17 protein-coding genes and 4 pseudogenes are annotated in these 20372 nt (G+C 68.7%); 11 read left to right on the top strand and 10 right to left on the bottom strand.

The genetic code is table 11. From position 1 onward, the window contains the following. Positions 1 to 70: 70 nt before the first annotated feature. Positions 71 to 610: an isochorismatase family cysteine hydrolase gene (locus ABZ880_RS26090; RefSeq protein ID WP_361267165.1), complete on the bottom strand. Its 540-nt coding sequence runs from the start codon at positions 608 to 610 to the stop codon at positions 71 to 73. 204 nt (positions 611 to 814) lie between these two features. Here ABZ880_RS26090 and ABZ880_RS26085 point away from each other — a divergent pair, with 204 nt between their 5' ends. The 3 genes from ABZ880_RS26085 to ABZ880_RS26075 all read left to right on the top strand — a co-directional run bounded on the left by ABZ880_RS26085 (position 815) and on the right by ABZ880_RS26075 (position 3731). Then, positions 815 to 1669 (top strand): DMT family transporter, encoded by an 855-nt coding sequence (locus ABZ880_RS26085; RefSeq protein WP_361267163.1) that lies wholly within the window; start codon positions 815 to 817, stop codon positions 1667 to 1669. Between the two features lie 146 nt (positions 1670 to 1815). Then, the gene (locus tag ABZ880_RS26080; protein WP_361267483.1) at positions 1816 to 3342 is read left to right on the top strand and encodes an MFS transporter; all 1527 of its coding nucleotides are present in this window, start codon (positions 1816 to 1818) and stop codon (positions 3340 to 3342) included. A gap of 224 nt (positions 3343 to 3566) precedes the next feature. Continuing rightward, a complete protein-coding gene (locus tag ABZ880_RS26075; protein ID WP_361267161.1) occupies positions 3567 to 3731 on the top strand; it encodes a hypothetical protein in 165 nt (54 codons plus the stop codon). A gap of 113 nt (positions 3732 to 3844) precedes the next feature. On the opposite strand, the gene ABZ880_RS26070 is transcribed toward ABZ880_RS26075, so the two are convergent. Then, positions 3845 to 6118 (bottom strand): M4 family metallopeptidase, encoded by a 2274-nt coding sequence (locus ABZ880_RS26070; protein WP_361267159.1) that lies wholly within the window; start codon positions 6116 to 6118, stop codon positions 3845 to 3847. Between the two features lie 446 nt (positions 6119 to 6564). After that, positions 6565 to 6709, bottom strand: a pseudogene (locus tag ABZ880_RS26065) (4Fe-4S binding protein); the annotation flags it as partial. A 519-nt stretch (positions 6710 to 7228) separates the two neighbouring features. On the opposite strand from ABZ880_RS26065, the pseudogene ABZ880_RS26060 reads away from it, so the two are divergent. The 3 genes and pseudogenes from ABZ880_RS26060 to ABZ880_RS26050 all read left to right on the top strand — a co-directional run. Next, positions 7229 to 7681, top strand: a pseudogene (locus ABZ880_RS26060) (hypothetical protein); the annotation flags it as partial. 134 nt (positions 7682 to 7815) lie between these two features. Further along, positions 7816 to 8082 (top strand): vitamin K epoxide reductase family protein, encoded by a 267-nt coding sequence (locus ABZ880_RS26055; RefSeq protein WP_361267157.1) that lies wholly within the window; start codon positions 7816 to 7818, stop codon positions 8080 to 8082. A 315-nt stretch (positions 8083 to 8397) separates the two neighbouring features. Beyond that, positions 8398 to 8817, top strand: a pseudogene (locus tag ABZ880_RS26050) (vitamin K epoxide reductase family protein); the annotation flags it as partial. 873 nt (positions 8818 to 9690) lie between these two features. Here the strand turns inward: ABZ880_RS26050 and ABZ880_RS26045 are convergent. Beyond that, positions 9691 to 10380: a DUF4142 domain-containing protein gene (locus ABZ880_RS26045; RefSeq protein WP_361267481.1), complete on the bottom strand. Its 690-nt coding sequence runs from the start codon at positions 10378 to 10380 to the stop codon at positions 9691 to 9693. A gap of 483 nt (positions 10381 to 10863) precedes the next feature. Between ABZ880_RS26045 and ctaD the strand changes: the two genes are divergently transcribed. After that, a complete protein-coding gene (gene ctaD, locus ABZ880_RS26040) occupies positions 10864 to 12558 on the top strand; it encodes a cytochrome c oxidase subunit I (protein WP_361267155.1) in 1695 nt (564 codons plus the stop codon). A gap of 3 nt (positions 12559 to 12561) precedes the next feature. After that, the gene (locus ABZ880_RS26035; protein WP_361267153.1) at positions 12562 to 13113 is read left to right on the top strand and encodes a hypothetical protein; all 552 of its coding nucleotides are present in this window, start codon (positions 12562 to 12564) and stop codon (positions 13111 to 13113) included. A 204-nt stretch (positions 13114 to 13317) separates the two neighbouring features. Here the strand turns inward: ABZ880_RS26035 and ABZ880_RS26030 are convergent, their stop codons facing one another. Next, positions 13318 to 13857: a peptidoglycan-binding domain-containing protein gene (locus ABZ880_RS26030; RefSeq protein ID WP_361267152.1), complete on the bottom strand. Its 540-nt coding sequence runs from the start codon at positions 13855 to 13857 to the stop codon at positions 13318 to 13320. A 1069-nt stretch (positions 13858 to 14926) separates the two neighbouring features. On the opposite strand from ABZ880_RS26030, the gene ABZ880_RS26025 reads away from it, so the two are divergent. Both ABZ880_RS26025 and ABZ880_RS26020 read left to right on the top strand, forming a co-directional pair. Further along, positions 14927 to 15583, top strand: a complete 657-nt coding sequence (locus ABZ880_RS26025; RefSeq protein WP_361267150.1) for an HAD family hydrolase — start codon at positions 14927 to 14929, stop codon at positions 15581 to 15583. Between the two features lie 196 nt (positions 15584 to 15779). After that, positions 15780 to 15923, top strand: a complete 144-nt coding sequence (locus tag ABZ880_RS26020) for a hypothetical protein (protein ID WP_361267148.1) — start codon at positions 15780 to 15782, stop codon at positions 15921 to 15923. Between the two features lie 12 nt (positions 15924 to 15935). On the opposite strand, the gene ABZ880_RS26015 is transcribed toward ABZ880_RS26020, so the two are convergent. Then, positions 15936 to 17366, bottom strand: coding sequence for a hypothetical protein (locus ABZ880_RS26015; RefSeq protein WP_361267146.1), 1431 nt, complete (start codon positions 17364 to 17366; stop codon positions 15936 to 15938). Positions 17367 to 18003: 637 nt separating this feature from the next. Between ABZ880_RS26015 and ABZ880_RS26010 the strand changes: the two genes are divergently transcribed. After that, entirely contained in the window at positions 18004 to 18747 is a 744-nt protein-coding gene (locus ABZ880_RS26010; RefSeq protein WP_361267144.1) for a hypothetical protein, read from the top strand. Between the two features lie 51 nt (positions 18748 to 18798). On the opposite strand, the gene ABZ880_RS26005 is transcribed toward ABZ880_RS26010, so the two are convergent. From ABZ880_RS26005 to ABZ880_RS25990, 4 genes and pseudogenes are all read right to left on the bottom strand, one after another. Beyond that, positions 18799 to 19041, bottom strand: coding sequence for an ABC transporter permease (locus ABZ880_RS26005; protein WP_361267142.1), 243 nt, complete (start codon positions 19039 to 19041; stop codon positions 18799 to 18801). Between the two features lie 56 nt (positions 19042 to 19097). Beyond that, positions 19098 to 19373: a hypothetical protein gene (locus tag ABZ880_RS26000; RefSeq protein ID WP_361267496.1), complete on the bottom strand. Its 276-nt coding sequence runs from the start codon at positions 19371 to 19373 to the stop codon at positions 19098 to 19100. A 139-nt stretch (positions 19374 to 19512) separates the two neighbouring features. Continuing rightward, a pseudogene (locus ABZ880_RS25995) lies at positions 19513 to 19956 on the bottom strand (transposase); the annotation flags it as partial. Between the two features lie 132 nt (positions 19957 to 20088). After that, positions 20089 to 20238, bottom strand: a complete 150-nt coding sequence (locus tag ABZ880_RS25990) for a hypothetical protein (RefSeq protein WP_361267140.1) — start codon at positions 20236 to 20238, stop codon at positions 20089 to 20091. Between the last annotated feature and the right edge of the window lie 134 nt (positions 20239 to 20372).

Here is a 20372-nt window from a genome sequence, read left to right as displayed (position 1 = left end):
CATGGCTTTGCGCCGACTCTGCTTCACAGACGTGATCGGAATCCTCAACTCCTGGGCGGGCGGCCTGTGTTCAGCTGCGCCACAGATCGTCGCCGTCACACACGTGGGCGCCCATGTTGCGTTCCATCATGCGCAGCGCGGCCTGGGCGAGGTCGGCATGGATGTGGGCCACCGCGTCCTTGGGGACGGTCACGTCGAAGTGGCGGATGTGGGCGTCCAGCGCCGAGTAGAGGATGCACTGTTCGGTGACCTGGCCGCACAGGACCAGGTGGTCGATGCCCTGTTGGGAGAGCAGATAGGTCAGGGGCGTCTCGAAGAAGACCGAGTGGCGTGCTTTGACGACGAAGAGGGAGTGGTCGTCCGGCGCGAGCGGCTCCACGAGTGCCGCGTGTGGACCGGACAGGGCCTTGTCGAGGAGTTCGCCGTGGTGCGAGCGCCATTCGCCGAAGTTGTCGTTGACGTAGATGACGGGCACGTCGCGGCTGCGCGCCCGCTCCAGCAGCGCAGCCACTCGTGGTACCACCTCCGTCACGGAGGGCAGCAGCAGTTCGGCGTCGGCGTGATCGTAGGTGTTGATCATGTCGATGACGATCAGTGCGGCCTTGCCCATACCTTCGGAGTGCCCCACTGGCGCCAGCCATGCAGACACAGCCCACGAGCCCGAAATCGGCCGGCCATGGTCACCGGCCACCGGCCGTTCCCGTCCCCCACGCTTCCGCATGCCCGAGCCCGGGCCGGCTCGTAGGCTGAGGGCTGCTCACGACCTGAAGCGGAAACCGGACAGAGTCCTGTACCTCCCAGCCGAGGCCGACGCATGATCGAGTTCGCCGCTGTCTTCGCCGTCGCGGGCGCGGCGAGCAATGCCGTGGGGACGGCCTTCCAGCGCAAGGCGGCCGCCACCGCCGGTAAACGTGGGCTGCGCCTGCTCGGGGAACTGGTCCGCCGGCCCGCCTGGGTGATCGGCATGGCCGGTGTGATCGGCGCCGCGCTCTTCCAGAGCCTGGCCCTGGTCAACGGCCCGCTCGCCCTCGTCCAGCCGCTGTTCATCCTGGAGCTGCCCTTCGCCCTCATGGTCGTCGCGCCGCTGATGCACCGCCGCCTGCCGGCCTGGGGCTGGTGGGGGGTGAGCGGTGTGGTGGCCGGCCTGGCACTGGTCCTTGCCTCGGCCGCCCCGCACGGGGCGACTGACCAGGCCCCGCTGGAGCGATGGATCCTCGGCCTCGGCCCCTGCCTGGGCGCGATGGTCGCCGCCGTCCTGCTGTCCGGCCAGGGCCGCCCGGCAGCGGTGCGGGCCGCTCTCCTGGGAACCGCCGCCGCGATCGCCAACGCCGTCACGGCCGCCCTGCTGAAATCCGCGACAGGCACCTTCGCCGACCACGGCATCGCGGCCTTCCTCACCTCCTGGCAGACCTACGGCTTCGCACTGGCCGGAGTCGGGGCGGTGCTCCTGCTGGAGAACGCCCTGCAGGCCGGCCCCCTGGCCGCGTCCCAGCCGGCACTGACCATCGGCGACGCGACGGTGAGCCTCGCGCTCGGCGTCGTGCTGTTCGACGAGGAGATCCGCACGGGCTGGTGGCTGGCGCCCGCCGTGATGGGTGCCCTGCTGATCGTCGCAGGCGTGGTGGTGCTGAGCCGGGCGGTACAGGCAATCGTCGTACGCGAACAGTGAAACCGCAGGTCGGGAACGTATCGGATGCAGCGACGACACCGTAGGCGCATCCTGGTCGGGTGATCGGCAGGAAGACCCGACGCGTCGGGAGCCCGGCGGTTGACGCCGCCCCCGGGCCGTCCCAGTCACTGGCTCTGGCCGCCATGATGTTCGCAGTGGCCATGACGTTCATCGACCAGACGATCGTCTCGATCGCGGCACCCGACATCGTCTACGAACTGAATTTGAGCGCGTCGGGCATGCGGTGGGTGGTCAACGCCTATCTGCTGGCCCTGGCCGCCTTCTTCGCTCTGGGCGGACGCCTCGCCGACCTGTGGGGCCCACGCCGTGTCGTGGTGATCGGCACCCTGGCCTTCGTCGCCTCCTCGGTCCTGTGCGGCTGTGTGCCCAAGGGCGACTACGCACTGACCTGGCTGATCGTCTTCCGGGCGGCGCAGGGGCTGGGCGCGGCCCTGCTGTTTCCCGCCGCGCTGGCGGTGGTCGTGGCGGTCTTCCCCGTCCAACGCCGCGGCCGGGCCCTCGCCCTGTTCTTCGGGCTGACCGGCGCCCTCACCGCGCTGGGCCCGCTGCTCGGCGGCTGGCTGACGTCCTGGACCTGGCGCGCGATCTTCTGGGTCAACGTCCCGGTGGCCGTGGTCGCCCTGGTCCTGACCGCCCTCGCCCGTATCTCGGACCGTCGCCGCGAAGAGACACTGGACGTCGTGGGCGCCGTACTGATCACTGCCGGTATGGGTCTGAGCGTGCTCGGCTTCCAGCAGGCGTCGGCGTGGGGCTGGGACAGCGCCGCGACCTGGGGGTGCATCATCGGCGGCCTGGCCGTGCTGGGCCTGTTCTGCCGCTACGAGACGAGGACCCGTCATCCGCTGATCAAACTGGCGGTCTTCCGGGACCGTGCCTTCACGGTGGACTCACTCGTGCTCTTCTTCGCCATGCTGGCGTTCGTCCCGCTGTTCTTCTTCGCCTCCGTCTACGCCCAGGTCTCCCTCAGCGCCTCCCCCAACCAGGCCGCGCTGTTCCTGCTGTACTTCTTCGCCGGGTTCGCGATCGCCTCCCAGTGGGGCGGACGCATCCTCGACAAGCAGGGCGCACGACCGGCCATGAAAACAGGTTGCGTGGTCGGCGCCGTCGGCTTCGCCCTGTGGGCGGGCAAACTCACCGACCTGTCCATGCACGACCAGTGGCCCTACGCCGCACTCGCTGGCGCCGGCATCGGCTTCATCCTCGCCCCTGCCTCGACGGACGCCGTCAATCGCTCCATCGACGCCACGTACGGCGAGGTCACCGGCATCACCCAGACCGTCCGCAACTACGCCGCCAGCATCGGTCTGGCCGTCTTTGGGACCCTTCTGAACCACGCCATGACCGACAACGTCGTGCACAGCCTCACGGCCCGCGGACTGTCCTCGAGCGCCGCGCACTCCGTGGCCCAGGACGCCGCGGAGGCGATCGCGGGCAACGCGGACGCGCGGCAGCCCACCGGGGGCGGCGCGGCGGCGGCGATGCGGGGCGCGATGCCAACGATCCGCATGGACTTCGCCGAGGCCAACCAGTGGGTTTTCTACGGCATGGCCATCGCCCTGGCCGTCGGTTTCCTCTGCGCGCAGCGCCACCCCGGAGGCACCGTCCAGGCTGAGACGGAGCAACAGTCCACGACGACATCCGTCCATCACTGATCGGGGACGGCCGGGCAGCGGGCATGTACGAGCCTGCCGCGCTCTGCCGACGGCAGGTCGTGCAAACCGGTGCGGTCACTCGCGCGAACCGGACGGTCAATCGACCGATCGCCGGGGAGGCCGGTCGTTGAGGGATTACGGGTGTCGTCAGCCGCTCGCCGTCGTCGCGGGGTCCGTGTGTGCAACCCCAACGGCGAATCCGACGATCACGGCAGAGACGTCAAGTGACTGATACCGCTGTGGAGTTGGAGACCGTGGAGCCTGGCAACGGTGCCGAGTCCGGGCAGCCTGTGCCCACGTCCGACGAGCAACTGGTCGCGATGCTGGTGAAGCGGGCCCGGTCGGAGGAGCTGCAGCTGTCCGGGCAGGGTGGGCTGTGCAGCAGCTGACCAGGCGGGTCGGCGCCGAAAGTCCCCTCCTGCCGATTGAGGTGCCTCGCACGGCATACCCCGCCGCCCGGCCTCTGGGGGGCACGGGCGGCGGGGGCCGGGGCAGAGGTGTGTCAGGGGGTCAGCTGCCAGCTCTTGATGTAGCCCACGTCGATCGAATAGTGGTCCTGGACTCGGAGCTTCCAGGTTCCGTTGACCGGCTGGGTCGAGGCGTTGACGGTGTACGTTTCGTCGATGTTGTCGGTGGAGTCTCCGCTGACGGTGCGCAGCGGGTAGACCGTGCCGTCCGGGCCGACGAGGTCGACGCTCAGGTCACCGCGGTAGGTGTGGATGATGTTGACGTAGACCGAGGTGGTGGCGGAGGCGTTGCCGTCCCTGCCGGTGATGTCGATGGGCGACTCCACGGCGGCACCGTTGTCCGGGATGTCGACGCGGTTGGTGTTGGCGTAGATGTTGCCGGTGCGCCAGCTGAACGTGTCCGAGGCGGACACGCCGGTGCTGTCGGTGACCTTGACGGTGACGTCGCTGGTACCGACGGTGGTCGGGGTGCCGGAGATCAGACCGCTCGGGCTGATGCTCAGGCCGTCGGGCAGTCCGGTGGCCTCGTAGGTAAGGCCGGCGCCGGAGTTGGTGGTGTAGGCGTCCACCTGAATGCCGACCGCCTGTCCGATGCCGCTGACCTGGTCGGCGATCGGGGCGATGTTGACCCCGAGGGCGATGCGGTTGCCGACGTTGATGGCGGCCCAGGCGTCGGCGACGGCGAGGTACGTGGGGCTGTAGGCACCGAAGAGGTCGGTCGCCGCCTGGAGGGTGGCGGTCCGGGCCCCGGCGTAGTTCGTCGACGAGGTCATGTACGTCGTCAGTGCCCGGTACCAGATGGCGGCGGCGTTCTCGATGCCTATGCCGGTGACGGGCTGACCGTCGTAGGTGAGGCTGTCGTACGCGACTCCGTTGACCGTTTTGGTGCCGCTGCCCTCGGAGAGCAGGTAGAAGAAGTGGTTCGCGGGGCCCGAGGAGTAGTGGACGTCCAGGCCGCCGAGACTGGAGGACCAGTAGTCGGCCGAGGCGCCGTCCTTGGATGGCTTGTCCATGTAACGCAGCGGTGTGCCGTTGCCGCGGATGTCGATCTTCTCGCCCACGAGGTAGTCGCCGGGGTCTGCGGCGAGGTGCGAGTGGAACTCGACGGCGGCCGCGAAGATGTCGGAGGTCGCCTCGTTCAGGCCGCCGGACTCGCCCGAGTAGTTCAGGCCGGCGGTGGCGCTCGTGACGCCGTGGCTCATCTCGTGGGCGGCCACGTCCAGGGCGGTCAGCGGGTGCGTGTTGCCCGAACCGTCGCCGTACGTCATGCAGAAGCAGCTGTCGGACCAGAAGGCGTTGACGTAGCTGTTGCCGTAGTGGGCTCGGCTGTAGGCGGCGACACCGTCGTTGCGGATGCCGTTGCGGCCGAAGACGTCCTTGTAGTAGTCCCAGGTGGCCGCGGCGCCGAAGGCCACGTCGACACCGGCGGTCTGGCGGTCGGCCGTGGTGCCGTCGCCCCAGACATCGTTGTCGTCGGTGAAGAGCGTGCCGGTGCCGGAGGTGCCCTGGTTCAGGTCGTACGTCTTGTGCCCGGCGCGGTCGCCGTCGACGAGTTGGTACGTCGATCCCGACAAGGTCGTGCCGAGCGGGACCGTTCCGCTGTACTGCCCGGTTCCCGTGCCGGTCTCCACCTGTTCGGCGGCAAGGAGTTGCTTGCCCGTGGTCGCGTCCGTGACGACCTGGAGTTCACTGGGCGTGCGGTCCTGCTGGACGCCTTCGACAACCGTCTCCCAGGCCAGGACGGGTTTGCCGGCCCCGGCCCAGACCACGAGACGGGGTGCGCCCTCGGCCGCGGAGCCCTTGACCTTGTCCTTCTTGGAGGCGGCGAGGGCCTTCGCGGTTGCCTTCGACGCCGTGAACTTCGGGGTGAGGGAGGGCACTTCGAGGGTGGCCCGGCTCGCCTTCGACGTCGTCGTACGGCCGTTCTTCTTCACGTGGACGACGAGGTCGCCGCCGAGGACGGGCAGGCCGGCGTAGGTGCGCTCGTAGCGGGTGTGCCTCGTGCCGTCGGCGTCCTGGATGACGTCCTTGGCGACGAGCTTCTCCCGCGCGCCGAGGCCGAGTTGCCGGGCCGTGGTGCCGGCGGCGGACTGCGCGCTCTTGATCAGCGCGGCGCGGCGGGACGCCGACAGGGGTGTCGGGGCAGCGCCGGCGCGGAGCGTGGCGAGGATCTTGGAGGGGCCGGGATCAGCGGGTGCCGCGGTGGCGGTTCCCGGGAGGGCGCCAAGGGCCAGCAGGGAGCCGGCGGCGGTGAGGGCGAGGACTGTGGCGCGTCTGGGCCGAGGAGTGGGGCGGTGTCGCCGGGGCAACGGGTTCTCCTTCTGTGCGACGGCCGGCCCGTGTTGGGGGCCGAAGGTGGGGGGTGGACGGGCGTGGTGCGCCCGGTCCGGGACGTTGCACGACAGGCGGGTGGAAGGAGCCAGGGGCGCGCGAGTATGCGCCCCGTAGAGGAGACGTGAAGGAATGGTGAACTCGTGCAGCAGCGTGACAGCGTGCACACAGGTTTGTCATGCCAATGCCAAGACATCGGCTGGAAATGACCATGCCCGCCTGAGAATTCGGCAGACTCGGCGCGATATGTCAGCCACGCACGGGACGCACGCACGCACGCGAACCGGCCATCACGTAGTACCAGGAGTGGGGCTGGCCGTCGACGTCACAGAGGTCCGCGCCGCACACGGCTGCCTTCTGTCGCAGCTCCTGTAGCCGCCGCGGCCAACAGGTAAGCGCGCCCGCGAGGGCGCGGAGTCTCCCCCACCGGGCAGACTGGCTCACAAACCCCGCAGTCCACACATTCTGCGGGTCGGATGTGGAACATGCGTTTGCCCTCGCAGATGCAGTCGACCGCACTATTCGATGCGCGCTTTGTCATGCACGTCGACGCACGGCTGCGCGATCACACAGGTCGTCGCAAGCCCGGGCGCTCGACAGGAGACTCCGCCGGCGACCTTCGCGTCAGGTCCGGGACTTCGCAGTCGGCCGCGGCGTAGCCGACATGGAAGAGGATGCAGGGCCGCTCGCCGGCGGGCCGCTCGCAGATCTCGGCAAGGAAGTCCATCGGGTGCTCGCCAGACAATCGCCGCCCGCGCTTCCGGCCTCTGCCGGTCCTGAACCACGTCTTCTCGCTGAGCGCTGTCGGCACACCCCTACCCGGGCAGCTCGCCGCCATCTCGCGAGAGCACCGGGGCCAGAGCCAGGCCCGACCGCTTCCGTGGAATGCCCGTCGAGCTCCCTGTGCCAGGGCCGTTCGGCCCTTGTTGCCGGTCAGGCGCACTGACTTCACTGATCCCCTGCTCCCGCTCGTGCCGTGGGGCTTGGATCCCGCCCTGGGCCCGGCTTGGCCATCCCCTCCATGGGCGGGGCTGCGCGGCACGGGACGGACGAGCCAGAGCACCGTAGGGCGAAAGGTGAGCGGGACGATGATCATGGCGGTCGGGCACGCCGACCTGACTCCGGACACGCTGAAGCTGGTCGAGGCCGAGTTGCGGGCACGGCTGGAGCAGCAGTTCGTAGGAACGTCGACACTGGTGCGCGCGAGTGCCGGTGTGTCACTGGCGTTCGGGCGGGCGGCACGGGCGGCGCGGCGAGAGCTGGCCGTGGTGCTGCCCACCCAGGGGATGGTGCCGGCGTTGCTGCCGACGCGTGACCGGAGGGCGACCGGTGAACTGCTGGTCCTGGCCCAGCAGGTGCGCCTGCTGCCCTACGACCCGGCCGACCGCGACGCATGCGTCGGCGCGGACGAACAGATGATCGCGGGGTGTCGGCAGTTGCTGGCCGTGTGGGACGGATCGCCCTCCAGCGGTCGGGACGCCACCGCACACCTGGTGGCCTACGCCCGTGCGCGCGGACTTCCCGTCGAGGTCGTCTGGCCGCGGTGCGCAGTGCGCGAGGGCCTCCGCATCGCGCCGGAGCCGGACTGCGAGCGCATCCCGGCAGGCGGCAGCGACTCGTCGATCACCGTGGGCCCGTGGCCCACCCCGGACCCCAGCAAGGCGGGAACACCCCGATGACCAGCACGCCCACGACCGTGCACCACCTCGCCAGCGGAAGCGGTGGCGACGGACGAAAACGCGAGACCCCGTCGCCGGGCACCATTGGCGCCTCCCGCGCCTTCGCCTGGCTGCTGATCGTGTCCGGCGCGCTCGGGATCCTCGCCTCCTTCGTGATCACCATCGACAAGTTCCAGCTGCTGCAGAACCCGCGCTTCTCCCCCTTGTGCAACCTCAGCCCGATCCTGTCCTGCACCACCGTGTTGACTTCTCCCCCCAGCTGAAGCAGGGAGATTCTTCCCTCGCGGGTTGAGCTTTCTGCTTCTCAGACAGCAGCTGCCCCGAACTAACGGCAAGGGACGTGGGTACGCCCAGCAGTCTTACGCCAGCTCCACAGACCTGACATCCCGCCAGCCCGGCGGTAGGCCCGGCCAGCTTGGTTATCGCCGGCCAGACGGCACACAAACTACCACTTACCTGCGGGTGGTTGGCCATGAACGCCGATCCGCCCTGGCGGCGAATCGGCTTTCCCTGCCCTGCTCCGCAGGAGTCCGTTTCCTCCCCCGCCTGAACGCGGGGGTATCCACGGAGGAATCCCGATGAAGAGCCATCAGGCCTCAGTGTTCGGTTTCCCCAACCCGCTGTTGGGCCTGCTCACCTACCCTGTGGTCGTCGCCGTTGGCGGCGCGCTGCTGGCTGGGGCCCGCTTCCGCCGGTGGTTCTGGTTCGGGCTGAACATCGGCACGCTGTTCGGCGCGATCTTCTGCATGTGGCTGATGACCCAAGCCCTGTACGCGATCGGCGCGTTGTGCCTGTGGTGCTGTCTGGCCTGGGCGGCCACGATCGCCATGTTCTGGTACAGCACTGCGCACAATCTCCGGCACGGGATCATCCGCGCGCCCCGAGGAGTGGTCGCGGGCGTTTTGGAGTTCCACTGGGCGGTGCCGGTCACCTGGTGTCTGAGCATCGTGATGCTGATCGCCACGCGCTGGTGGGACTACTGGCAGAGGTTGCTGTGAGCGTCGCCGTGCCGCGGTCGGCCCTGCTCAACGGGCAAGCGGGCGCGGGACGTTCACACACTCATCGTGGAGGCGCGCCACCCGCTCTCCACCCGTGCCGGTAGCGACGATGGGGCGGCAACGTCCGTACACCCCGCCCCGGGCGTGATCCGGCAACCGCAGCCGTCTGGAACGTGAGGCCGTCCTGTACGCCGGTGACGGCACGGACGTCCTGCGCCGTCGCGAGGACGGCTATCCGCTGGTCCCCGGCCGCATGATCCTGCTCGACCGGAACGTCCTGCAAGCCAAGAACATCAGCACGTTGCCGTGACCGACGACCCGAGCCCGTCGGGGTCGTCATCGAGACGGTCGGCGCGGCGACTTGGCCGTCCTCGCTGAAGTCGCCGCACCCCCTGACACGGCCGTCGTCGCCGGTGCGGCGAACGGCACGAACCCGTGAGCCGGTCCGGCCGGATCCTCTGCCTCCAGCAGGCCGTCCTCGGCTCCACGGGGTGCGCCCGCGCCGAACTGACCACGCTGGTCGGCTTGTTGGAGGCCGCTGGGGTCGGCCCGGTGATCGACCGAGCGCCCGCGATCACGGACATCCACGAGGGCTTCCATCTCATGACGACGGCGCCCGCACCGGTGGAGCCCACCGCAAGGCCCTGCGCCTGCGCCGCAAGCCACTGGAGACGGCGGAGCTTCCGCGGGCTAAGGACCCAGCGGTCGGCGTGCTGAGCTCCAGCCCGTCGGATGGCCGGCCGTGCGTGGCCGACCTCTCCGGTACGGCGGTGCGGTTGCCGCCCGGAGAAGTGCTGCGCGCCGCTGGAGGACGGCGGGAGGCAGGGGTCGCCTACGCCGGCCAGGCCAGTGTAGGCGACGCGGCCCGCGTCCTCAGCCCACCGACGGACTCGGTGAGACCGTGCTGTTCGCCGACGGGGTAAGGACGACCTGCGGCTGGCCCGGGACCGGGGGCGGCGGGGTCAGGTCCTGGGCCGGGAGCTTGGGCGGAGTGGTCTCCTGGGCGAGGACCTGGTCGAAGTCGACGAGGCCGGTTTTCTCCATGACCGTGATGTGGTCAAGGACTGTGTTGTTGGCCTGGTTGGCCAGGGCGCGGACCAGCGAGTTCTTCGTGGTGGTGCGAACGCTCGCGATCGTGGCGAGGATCTGGCCGTTGGCCGCGCGCTCGATGGTGGCCATGTCGGTGTCGAACTGCTTGCCGTTCTCCGCGTTCAACTGGGACACGAAGCTTTGCTGTTGTGGCGACGACTGGTTGGGCAGCGTGATGCCCAACTGCGCGGCGGCTTTGCGACAGGCGGCGTCCAACGAGGCATCCCCGTCGATCAGGTGCTCTCCAGCGATCTTGACCGCCTTCGTCGTGCCCTTCCGCAACGCCATGTGGCCGACGGCGTACTCCCATAGTCCGGCCGAGCGCACCTTGACCACGAAATCCCGGTCGGCCTCCGTCAGCGGTCCGGTCGCCGGGGTGGCGATGAGCCGCTCGGGCGCGCTGTTGACCTTCTGGACTCCGAGCATGGCGGGGTAGAGGAGGGACCCGAGTGTGGTGGCGAGCGCGCCACCCACGAAGAGAGTTCCCGCCGCTTTACGTGAAACGAGCACCGTTTCTCCTGTCCGGTTCGGCCCGCACGTGCAGGAGTACGGATGCGGAGTCCCGAAGAACCTCTTGGGCTCGCAATGGGTTCGTAAAGTCGATCGGCGTTCGGCACTCCGGCCACGCTCGCACTGACCGCGGTGGTCACCCGCCTGCCCGAGGGTGCGCTGAGGTCGGACGTGGTGATGCGGGCATTTCCCGGCGCTCCTGGACCGGTCGGCGCTCAGCAGCGTACGGCCGCGGTGCGAGCTGAGGTGGGCCCCTCTGCACGGCGGCGCGAAGTTGGGGCCGTTGGGCCCCATCGACAGGCCACGCAGGGGCTGTTGGGCCCTACCCGGACCGGGTGCCTCACGGCCGATCATGTGTCGGCGGCCGGGAAGGGCCAGGTCCATTCCCGCACTTCTGGTCCTTCCCGGCTCGTCAACGACATCAGCTGATGAGGAGGACGCAGTCCGGTGGACGAGATACAGCAGGTGGGGACCGCGCGGCCGCGTGCCGTTGTCGCCGTGGCGGACGAGGCATCCCGACCTGCGGTACGGCCGATGGAGCGGCCGTCGTGGACGGAGTGGCTGACGACCACCGACCACAAGAAGATCGGGACGATGTACCTCGTCACGGCGTTCGCGTTCTTCGTCGTCGGCGGCGTGCTGGCGCTGCTGATGCGGGCCGAACTCGCCCGCCCGGGCCTGCAGATCATGTCGACCGAGCAGTTCAACCAGGCGTTCACCATGCACGGCTCGATCATGCTGCTGATGTTCGCCATGCCGCTGTTCACCGGTTTCGCCAACTGGATCATGCCGCTGCAGATCGGCGCCCCGGACGTCGCCTTCCCCCGGCTGAACATGCTGGCCTACTGGCTCTTCCTGTTCGGCTCCTCGATCGCCGCGTTCGGCTTCCTCACCCCGGGCGGCGCCGCCGACTTCGGCTGGTTCCTGTACGCCCCACTGTCCGACGCCGTCCACTCACCGGGTCTCGGCGCCGACCTGTGGATCATGGGCGTGGCGCTGTCCGGCTTCGGCTCGATCCTCGGCGCGGTCAACTTCATCACCACGATCATCTGCATGCGTGCACCGGGCATGACCATGTTCCGGATGCCGATCTTCACCTGGAACGTGCTGCTGACCGGCGTACTGATCCTGATCATCTTCCCGGTGCTGGCGGCCGCGCTGTTCGCGCTGGAGTGCGACCGCAAGTTCGGCAGCCATGTCTTCGACGCCGCCAGCGGCGGGGCGCTGCTGTGGCAGCACCTGTTCTGGTTCTTCGGACACCCGGAGGTGTACGTCCTCGCCCTGCCGTTCTTCGGCATCGTCTCCGAGGTGATCCCGGTCTTCTCCCGCAAGCCGATGTTCGGCTACATGGGCCTGATCGGCGCGACCATCGCCATCGCCGGACTGTCGGTGACGGTGTGGGCGCACCACATGTACGTCACCGGCGGCGTCCTGCTCCCCTTCTTCTCCTTCATGACGTTCCTGATCGCCGTGCCGACAGGGGTGAAGTTCTTCAACTGGATCGGCACCATGTGGAAGGGCTCGCTGTCCTTCGAGACGCCGATGCTGTGGGCCACCGGCTTCCTCATCACCTTCGTCTTCGGCGGCCTGACCGGCGTGATCCTCGCCTCGCCCCCGATGGACTTCCACCTGTCCGACTCGTACTTCGTCGTCGCCCACTTCCACTACACGGTCTTCGGCACGGTCGTGTACGCCATGTTCGCCGGATTCCACTTCTGGTGGCCGAAGATGACCGGCAGGATGCTCGACGAACGCCTCGGCAAGGTCACCTTCTGGACTCTGACGGCCGGCTTCCATCTGACCTTCCTGGTCCAGCACTGGCTCGGCGTCGCCGGCATGCCCCGCCGCTACGCCGACTACCTGGCCGCCGACGGCTTCACCGCTCTCAACACCCTGTCCACCATCGGCTCGTTCCTGCTGGGGCTGTCGATCCTGCCGTTCTTCTACAACGTCTGGAAGACCGCCAAGTACGGCAAGAGAGTCGAGGTCGACGACCCGTGGGGCTACGGCCGCTCCCTGGAGTGGGCCACCTCCTGCCCGCCGCCGCGCCACAACTTCGCCTCCCTGCCCCGTATCCGCTCCGAATCCCCGGCCTTCGACCTCCACCACCCCGAGATCGCCGCACTCGAGGAGGTGAGCTGAGCCGTGGCACGGGCCGTCCTGGCGCTGGGCGCCGCGCTGCTGACCGCCGCCGGCTGTGTCTGGTACGTCCCCGCCCTCGCCGACCTGCGCGCGGGAGCCGACCGGCCGGACTCCCGCCGCACCGCGGCGGCGGCCTGCCTGGCCGGCTGGACGACGCTCGCGGGCATCGCCGTACTGCTCTTCGTCGGCGTGGGATGGCAGACGGCGTGCGTCATGGCGGTGGCCGGTACGACCGTCACCGCCGCCCTGCGGATCCGTTCCGCCGCACAGCGCCGCCACGAGGTTCGGGAGACCGTCCGTCACTGGGCAGCGCTGAACCAGCACGACCGGAGCCACGAGTTCTCCCAGCGCGCCGTCGCGGGCCTTCTCGCCTGCGGCCTGGTCACCGCCGTGGTCACCGCGGCCGTCGCAGTAACCGCCGAGTCCGAAGGCAGCCGAAGCTGGGCGCTGGCCGCCGCCCCGGCCGCCATCATCGTCATGGCCCTCGCTGTCGCAATCACCTACGCACGCACGGCCCGTCGCCGCATCACATCGGCCCGTGCGCGGCCGCAATAGGAAGGTGCCGACGCCGGGCGAGTGGGCGGAGGAGCGAGCCGCATGACAAAGAGCCGTGGCCGCCAGGCGCCATGACTCGTCGGCCCGGTGATGGGCGGAAGGCCGTTGCCGGTCGTAACGCCGCTCCTCGGCATCTCGGAAAAATCCGTGCCACCGCAATCGGACACCGGTCCCCGGCGCCCGAACCCCCTACGCTGCCGTGATTCACGGTTCCTTGGTCTCGGATTCGAGCGACGCTCTGGTCGCCACGCCGTAGACACCCGACTCGTCCTGGAGGATCACGCGGGTGAGCTGGTAGCCGCGGACCGCGTTCTCGACCTCGCGGTCGTATTCGCCGTCAGCGTCGCCGTCGTAGAAGCCGATCTGCCGTAGCCGCAACTGCAGTTCGACGACTTCGGGTCCCTTGTCGCCGAGGCGGAGGACGGGGGCCTGGCCGCCCGACTCGCTCGGCCCGGGGGCACCCGGGCCAGTGGCGGTGGCACTGGGCGCGCCTCCGCGCGGGCCGTTGGCGCCCGTGGGGGTGGCCTGGCTGCCGGTGGCGCTCGAGCTCGGTAAGGACGTCGACGTTGCGGACGACTGCGCCGGTGACGCCGTACGGGATGGGTTTTGCGAGGACGGGGCGCTCCCCGAGTTCCGCCCCTCAGGCAGACCCGCCCGGACACCGCCGGACACCGAGTCCTCCCGGGAAGGGCCGTCATACCAGAACGGACCCCCGATGATGCCGCCCGTCACCAGGACGGCCACAGCGGCACCCGCGCCGGTGACCAGGAGCGCTCGAGGCCGTCGGCGACGGTCCGGGGCACCGCCGGGCAACGACTGCAGGGGCGACTGCCCGGGTGACACGGGGATTGGTGCGTTGTCGGCCGGGAGCCCAGGTGCGTCCTCGCCCGGCCTTCCTGAACTGTCCGGCCGCTCTGGCTTCTCGGCATCGGTCGAAGCGCCGACCGGCTCGTCAGCGTGTGCCTCCACGTCCTCGGCCCGGGCCGCAGCAGCGTCCAGCGGACCGGATTCGACGTCGATGTCGACGAACGACCGTATGCGCACCGGGTCGAAGTCCTCCGCGGCCGCCGCTTCCGCCGTCCGTGTCTCACGGTGGGCCTCAGACGCGCGGCGAGCGCAGGAACAGGTCGGAGTGCCGTCCGCTGCTCGCGGTTTGTCGCACTCCGGACAGCGGGGACCTGCCGATTCACGCACGCACGCTCCCTCGACGTACAGGCTCCAGACGTTGGACAGATTCTCCCCACAGAATCTTCATGATGCCGTTGAATTCGGAACCAGGTCGTCCGAGGGGCAAGAAGCAGCCAACGCAGGGAGGGGTGGAGTGGACCTTCGGCATTCGCCGGAGCGCCGCCGCACAGGCAACGGAGGTACCTGCCAGAGGCCGGACACCAGGCAGCCGCACATCCGCGCGAGGTCAGGCATGAAGGTTCGACGGTCCGTACGCGCTGCCGACTCCGTTGACCGGATCTTGCGCATGGGGCACGGCGCGAGGGCAAGGCTCTTCGCCCTTACAGCCCACTGCGCGGAACGCGTCACCGCGCCGTCATCGAGCAGGCAGACCAGCAGGCCGTGGACGCGGCGATCCTCACCTGAGCGCCGGCGAATGCGCTGCCCTCTCAGCTGGGATGCGCATCGTCGGGGGAAGGCAAACCAAGGAGCCCCACGACGACCCACGGCCCGTCTCGTCCGTGGTCACATGGAAGGCCCGCTTGGACGCCGCTACCGAACTGCACGCGCCGGCAGTTCCCGTCGTGGCTGACCTTCACCCGCGCGGTCCCGACTCGAAAGCGTTCACCGTGGGGAGACACTTCTCATGCCTGTGATCTTTTTCGATATCGGGGCGACTCTGGCGGACGCTCAGGGGGAACTCGGCGGCCCTTTGAGGCTTCAGCCGCGACCGCGTGTCATGGCCGTGCTCGACGCCCTCCGCGCGGTGCGCATGGGCATCATCTCAAACCCCGGGCCGGGCGACGGTGCCGCATCACGGGTGGCGGCCGCGCTGGATGAGGCGTTCCCCGGCCGATTCACCGACGAGGCGCTGGTGCACTGGGGTGCGAAGGACAGTCGAGGGATCTTCGACCGAGCGGTCGCGAGCACGGGAGGAACGGCGGCCGACGACTGTGTCTTCGTGGGCGAGGACGCCCAGGAGCGCGCGTTCGCACGGGAGGCGGGGATGGGTACGGCAGCCCACCCTGTATTCGCTCTCGCCGCGATGGAGAGCCGTCCCGTGCTGCGGGCACGGGTCGAACTGTCGGGCGACCGAGGCCTGCCCGAGCTGACCGCTGCCGTCGATGAGACTGAGGCCGTTGTCGTGCAGATCGTGTCCGAAGGGCTCGCGCTCGCCATGGCGACCACGCAGGGCGCCGACGCGCTCGAGCGCACCGGTTTCACGGTGGACCTGCGGGGACCGGTGGATGACACGCAGACCTTTCCGGCACGGGACGGCCAGGCCGTCGTGAAAGACGAATGATCCGCCGGCGACTCTCACGAACGCCGGTGGGCGGCCGGGCCGTCGCGGCAGCCGACTATTCGAGTGTCCCGGGTGGTCGGCCTCCCGACAGGCGCCGGGATGCCAACGGCATAAAGTGCACTATATGGGTGCAAACAGTGATGAAAACCTGAGCAGCGCAGGTGCCGGCGGACAGAGCGATGACGCCGAGCGACGAGTGACCGAGAAGTTCATCAGCGACCTGCTGGCGCGCGGTGAGGCGGTCTACGAGGGCGAGGAGCCGACGCCGCGTACGACACACGTCATCAAGCGCGCAGACGACGGACGGCTCACCGTCCGTCGTCTGCGCTTTTCCCGCTGAGTGCACTGCCTCTCAGTCGAAGCACCGCCGGACCAGGGCGAGGCCCTCGCCCGTCGCGCTTCTCTTGATCTCGTGCGTCTTGAGGCGGGAGGGGCTGTCGTCGACGAACGCCGTGGCGGAGCGGTGCTCCTCGGCCACGTGGACGCGGCCGCGGCGGAAGAGGTCCTCGAGGTACGAGGTGGCGACCTGTTCCGGGTCGGTGGGCCGCACCGAGCCGCCGGCGGGGTCGGAGCCGGCGATGCCGAACCGTCGTTCCTCCGCGGGGGCGGAGAGGGTCAGGGGCTGGGTGACGCCGTACGTCGAGCCCTGGATCGTGACGGCTGTGAGGCCCTCGTGCTCACCGCCGCCGGGTGTCGCCTCGGCCATTCCGGCGCCTCGGCGTGCCACCTCCGGTTCGGTGATGGTCGCGGCGGCCTCCAGGGAGAGGATGCCGTGACGGATGAACGCCGAGCGCAGGGACTGACCGTACATGCCGCCGTTGCGGCGCTGGTCCGCGGCGATCATGTGACCCGCGACCTGGGCGTAGTAGGCGGACACCACGGGCGCGGCCACGACGGCATCCACCATCAGCTGTCCCGCGATCTCGGCCGCCCTGGCCAGACCGGCCTGGTCCTGCAGGTCCTGTTGCCGGAAGATTCCCGCGACGACCTTCAGGAACGCGCCGCTGAACACCCGGGAGAACGAGTGCGGCTCGCTGGAGAGCGTGTTCGCGGGTCCGCTGGGCGGCAGATGCACCGGGTCGCGGTAGAAGAAGCTGTTCGACATGTTGCGCAGACAGTCCGGGTCGACCGCGTTCGGGTGGCCCTGACGGATCGCAGCGCCCAGTTGCTCGGCCATCCTCGACACCCGCGAGGAGAGTTCGAGGTCGCTCTGCGTCTCGGCCAGAACCGCGATCCGCAGCGGTTCCAGCTGGAGTGAGCTCAGCAGCGCACTGATGTCGCCGAAGGCTTCGTGCAGGGCAGCTGCCTCTGCGCTCGCGGTGTCGAACAGCTGGGGGCGCAGGGCGTCGAGGATCGCGTGACCCGTCTCGTGTGCGACGACCTCGGGGCTCTCGCACGCGGCGACATTGACGCCGGCCACCGTGCTGCGGAAGAACCACAGGCCCCTGCGGTCGTAGAACGCGTTGAGGTCTCTTCCGGCGTTGAGGTGCGCGGTGAGGGCGCGGCCGACCGTCGAGTGCCACTGCGTTCCGGTGGGAACCAGCGGACCCCAGGTCTGACTGGCCCTGCTGAGGGCATCGGCCGCCACCCAGTAGCGGAACGCTTCGGTACCCGGCCCGGCACCGTTCGGCTGCGGCGCGGTGTCCGCGATGGCCGTGGGGAAGGGCTGTGTGTCGAGCTGCGGAACGGGGTGCGGTACGGGCATGTTCACCCGGGGAGGAAATCCGGGGTCGTCCTCGTAGACCAGGACCGTGGGGATCGCAGCTTGCTGTTGCACCGTCATGGAGCCTCGCTGAGAGGGAGAGAGCGGATGATGGAATCCCCCAGGGAACTTCTGGCCAGGAATTCCCCTTGATCAGTACGAGGCCCCCGTGACCCGGTGTCAATTCGAACAGCGGCAGGCGGGACCGGCTTGCGAGGGTGTGGCGGCGGACGAGCGCGGTGCCGCTCTTGGCCCAGGGGGTGGAACGCAGGTTCCACCAGGCCGGGCGAGGGATGCGGCCAGACGGGTGACATCCAGGCTTCAGCCATGTCGCCGCGCACTCCCGCATCATGAGCAGACGAAACCCATCCGGTGACGGGCCCAGACCTGCCCGAGCCCGGCCTTGTGCCATCAGCGCACAGGGAGTCAACAGGCGTTCGCTTCCGCCGCGGCAACAACTGGTCAATTCCCGCTGCGCGCACCCCGGAGTCGAATCCCGGATATGCGGGCCCTGGGTGGACTGTGTCGTCCTCCGAACTGCGGTACAGCGCGACCCGGATATCCTGAGATGGGGTGAAATTGTCCGGGCGACTTCGGTGACTTCGTCTTCGCGGAGGGTCAAGACGGTGTAGATCCGGAATTCGATGAGTAGCCGAATCAGCGGACAACGTTCAACAGTTTCGAGGAACAGTACCTTCAACATGCAGGGAGCGGGATAATGAGCCTTCCGGTCGAGATCAAGGTGAACATCGACGGCAATGTCGGCGAGACTCTGTCGGTATTGGGCGAACCGCAGGGACCAGTCCGGAAGCGCCTTATCTGGTTCGCTGAATCGCGCTCGGGCATCGCTGACGGCAACCTGCTGCTGGACAGCCATGTGATGGTGAGATTCAGAAGCGGTGACACCCCGGACGAGTTGACCGTCAAGTTGCGTCCGTGCGACGAGGGACAGTTGGTCGGTCGATTTTCCAGCCCGTTCGACGAGGAGTCGTTCGAGTACAAGATCGAGCAGGACTGGTCGGGGAACCGTCAGGTGCTCGCCGCGTCAGCGACGAGCAGCCACCCGCAGGGGGCGCTCCTGGACGCGGTGGCACCCGGGACCGACGCCGCCGCGCCCCTCACCGCTCGGCAACTGCAGTTCCTGCGAGAATGTGCGCCCGCAGTGCCCGTCACAGGACTTGTCGCATTGGGTCCGATCTCCTCAACGAAGTTCAGCGACGTGCCGCTGGACGATCTGGAAGTCGACCTCGAGCGATGGTCGGTTGCAGACCTGGACTTCCTGGAGCTTTCGCTCCGCGTCAAACCCAAAGACGAAGAGAAGGCGGACGAGTTCGAAGCGCGGGCCAAGCGCAAGCAGAGGAAACTCGAATCCGCAGTGCGGGACCACGGGTTGGTCATCTCCGAGAACCCCGAGACCAAGACCCGGCGCGTCATCACCACCCTCGTCGCCAACCATCACTGAGCCAACCATCACTGAGTGCGGTCCGTCCGCCGAGAGTTGCGCGGTATCGGTTCACCTGGTCGACAGCGCCCGGGCCCTGCGATATTCACTGCGCGCGAGCAGGGAGAACGTCGACGTGGCGCACAGCGCCAGGGCGACGATTATCCACTCGAGTGCGCCGCTGTGCTGGTCCGGGTCCACTCCGAAGACCGCCTCGATCCAGTCGGGCCAGATGAGCGTCACCAGGAAGAGCAGACCGCACAGGCCGGCGGCCGCTGCCTCGATCCGGCCCCGCAAACGCACATTTCGTGTCATCGTCTTTCACCTTCGATGGGTGCCAAGTCTTCGATGGGTGCCACGTCGAGGACTGGTCAGACCGCCGACAGGTCTATGCGGAACATGCCGCGGCCGTGCGTGGCGCTGACCAGCGTCTCGTCCATCCAGAACAGCTGGTCCACCGAGCAGTTGGTGGGCCCTTCGTTGGTGGCCGACCAGTTCGCACCGCCGTCCTCGCTTGCGAAGAGCCCAACCTCCGTGCCGCAGTAGAGCAATTCGGTACGGCGCGGGTGTACGGCGACGGCCCGGATCGGAACGTCCGGCAGCGTCTCGGCGAGCTGAGTCCACCGCCCGCCCCCGTCGTGGGTCACCCAGAGGTTGTCCGGTTCGAACCCGCCGAAGGCGACGTAGACGGTGTCCGGGTCCGCAGGGTCGATGGTGATGCAGGTGAGGTAGCGCCGCGGCCTCAGCGGGCTCGCCCCGGTGACCCCGACACGACTCCAGCGCGGCGACCTGCTCGTCGAGGTGCTTGGCCATCGCGCTGACCTGGGACTTCGACAGCTGGGTGACGCCCAGGGACTCGGCGAGCTTCTCGACTCGACGGGTGGAGACCCCGAGCAGGTAGGCGGTGGCGACCACCGAGATGAGGGCCTGCTCGGCCCGCCGACGGCGTTCCAGCAGCCAGTGCGGGAAGTAACTCCCGGACCTGAGCTTGGGAATGGCGAGTTCGACGGTGCCCGCCCTCGTGTCCCACTCGCGCGGGCGATATCCGTTGCGGTGGTTGACTCTCTCGTCACTGACCTGGCCGTATTCGGCGTTGCAGAGGGCGTCCGCCTCGGCGGACATGAGCGCGTCGGCGAACGTCTTGACCATCGCGCGCAGCAGATCGGGACTCGCCGCGGCGAGGTTGTCCTCAGCGAGGGCGTGCAGGGGCAGACTGTCGGGTGCGGTCATCGTGCTGATCTCCTTCGGGCTTCGACACCTCGAAGATCAGCCGGTGGCCGTTCATCTATGCGGGCCTCATCCCGACGCCGGAGCAAACCCCCGGATCAGGTCAAAGCCGTACACCACTTCCCTGGACGCAACCTAGTTCAGGCGGCGCAGTGCCCGCCGTATCGCCGCGTCGGACAGGCCGTGGAGAGTCTCGTTCGTCGCGCCACGGCTCCTGCGTAGCAGCGGCACCTGTTCGATCCTGATGTGCTTGGCCTGCGCGAGCTGTTCGTCGGAGATGGCCATGACGCCCCCTGCGGATGCGGTGAAGCCTCACCTGAACACTGAGCTGTTTCAGAGTGGCCACTGATGGGGTGACGGCGTCGAGGTCGCAACGCACGAGACCCCCGCGCCGTTGAGGGAGGTGTTCGAAGTCTCAA

It is taken from the genome of Streptomyces sp. NPDC047043 (assembly GCF_040644055.1).
GTDB lineage: Bacteria > Actinomycetota > Actinomycetes > Streptomycetales > Streptomycetaceae > Streptomyces.
Note: the sequence above shows the minus strand (reverse complement) of the source record. Positions and strands in the feature narration are given on the sequence as shown.

Bases quoted from the DNA above. Each gene is read 5' to 3' on its own strand.
- ABZ880_RS25990 (WP_361267140.1), bottom strand. From the start codon at position 20,238: ATGGCCATCTCCGACGAACAGCTCGCGCAGGCCAAGCACATCAGGATC.
- ABZ880_RS26025 (WP_361267150.1), top strand. From the start codon at position 14,927: ATGCCTGTGATCTTTTTCGATATCGGGGCGACTCTGGCGGACGCTCAG.
- ABZ880_RS26010 (WP_361267144.1), top strand. From the start codon at position 18,004: ATGAGCCTTCCGGTCGAGATCAAGGTGAACATCGACGGCAATGTCGGC.
- ABZ880_RS26005 (WP_361267142.1), bottom strand. From the start codon at position 19,041: ATGACACGAAATGTGCGTTTGCGGGGCCGGATCGAGGCAGCGGCCGCC.
- ABZ880_RS26015 (WP_361267146.1), bottom strand. From the start codon at position 17,366: ATGACGGTGCAACAGCAAGCTGCGATCCCCACGGTCCTGGTCTACGAG.
- ABZ880_RS26085 (WP_361267163.1), top strand. From the start codon at position 815: ATGATCGAGTTCGCCGCTGTCTTCGCCGTCGCGGGCGCGGCGAGCAAT.
- ABZ880_RS26090 (WP_361267165.1), bottom strand. From the start codon at position 610: ATGGGCAAGGCCGCACTGATCGTCATCGACATGATCAACACCTACGAT.
- ABZ880_RS26080 (WP_361267483.1), top strand. From the start codon at position 1,816: ATGTTCGCAGTGGCCATGACGTTCATCGACCAGACGATCGTCTCGATC.
- ABZ880_RS26055 (WP_361267157.1), top strand. From the start codon at position 7,816: ATGACCAGCACGCCCACGACCGTGCACCACCTCGCCAGCGGAAGCGGT.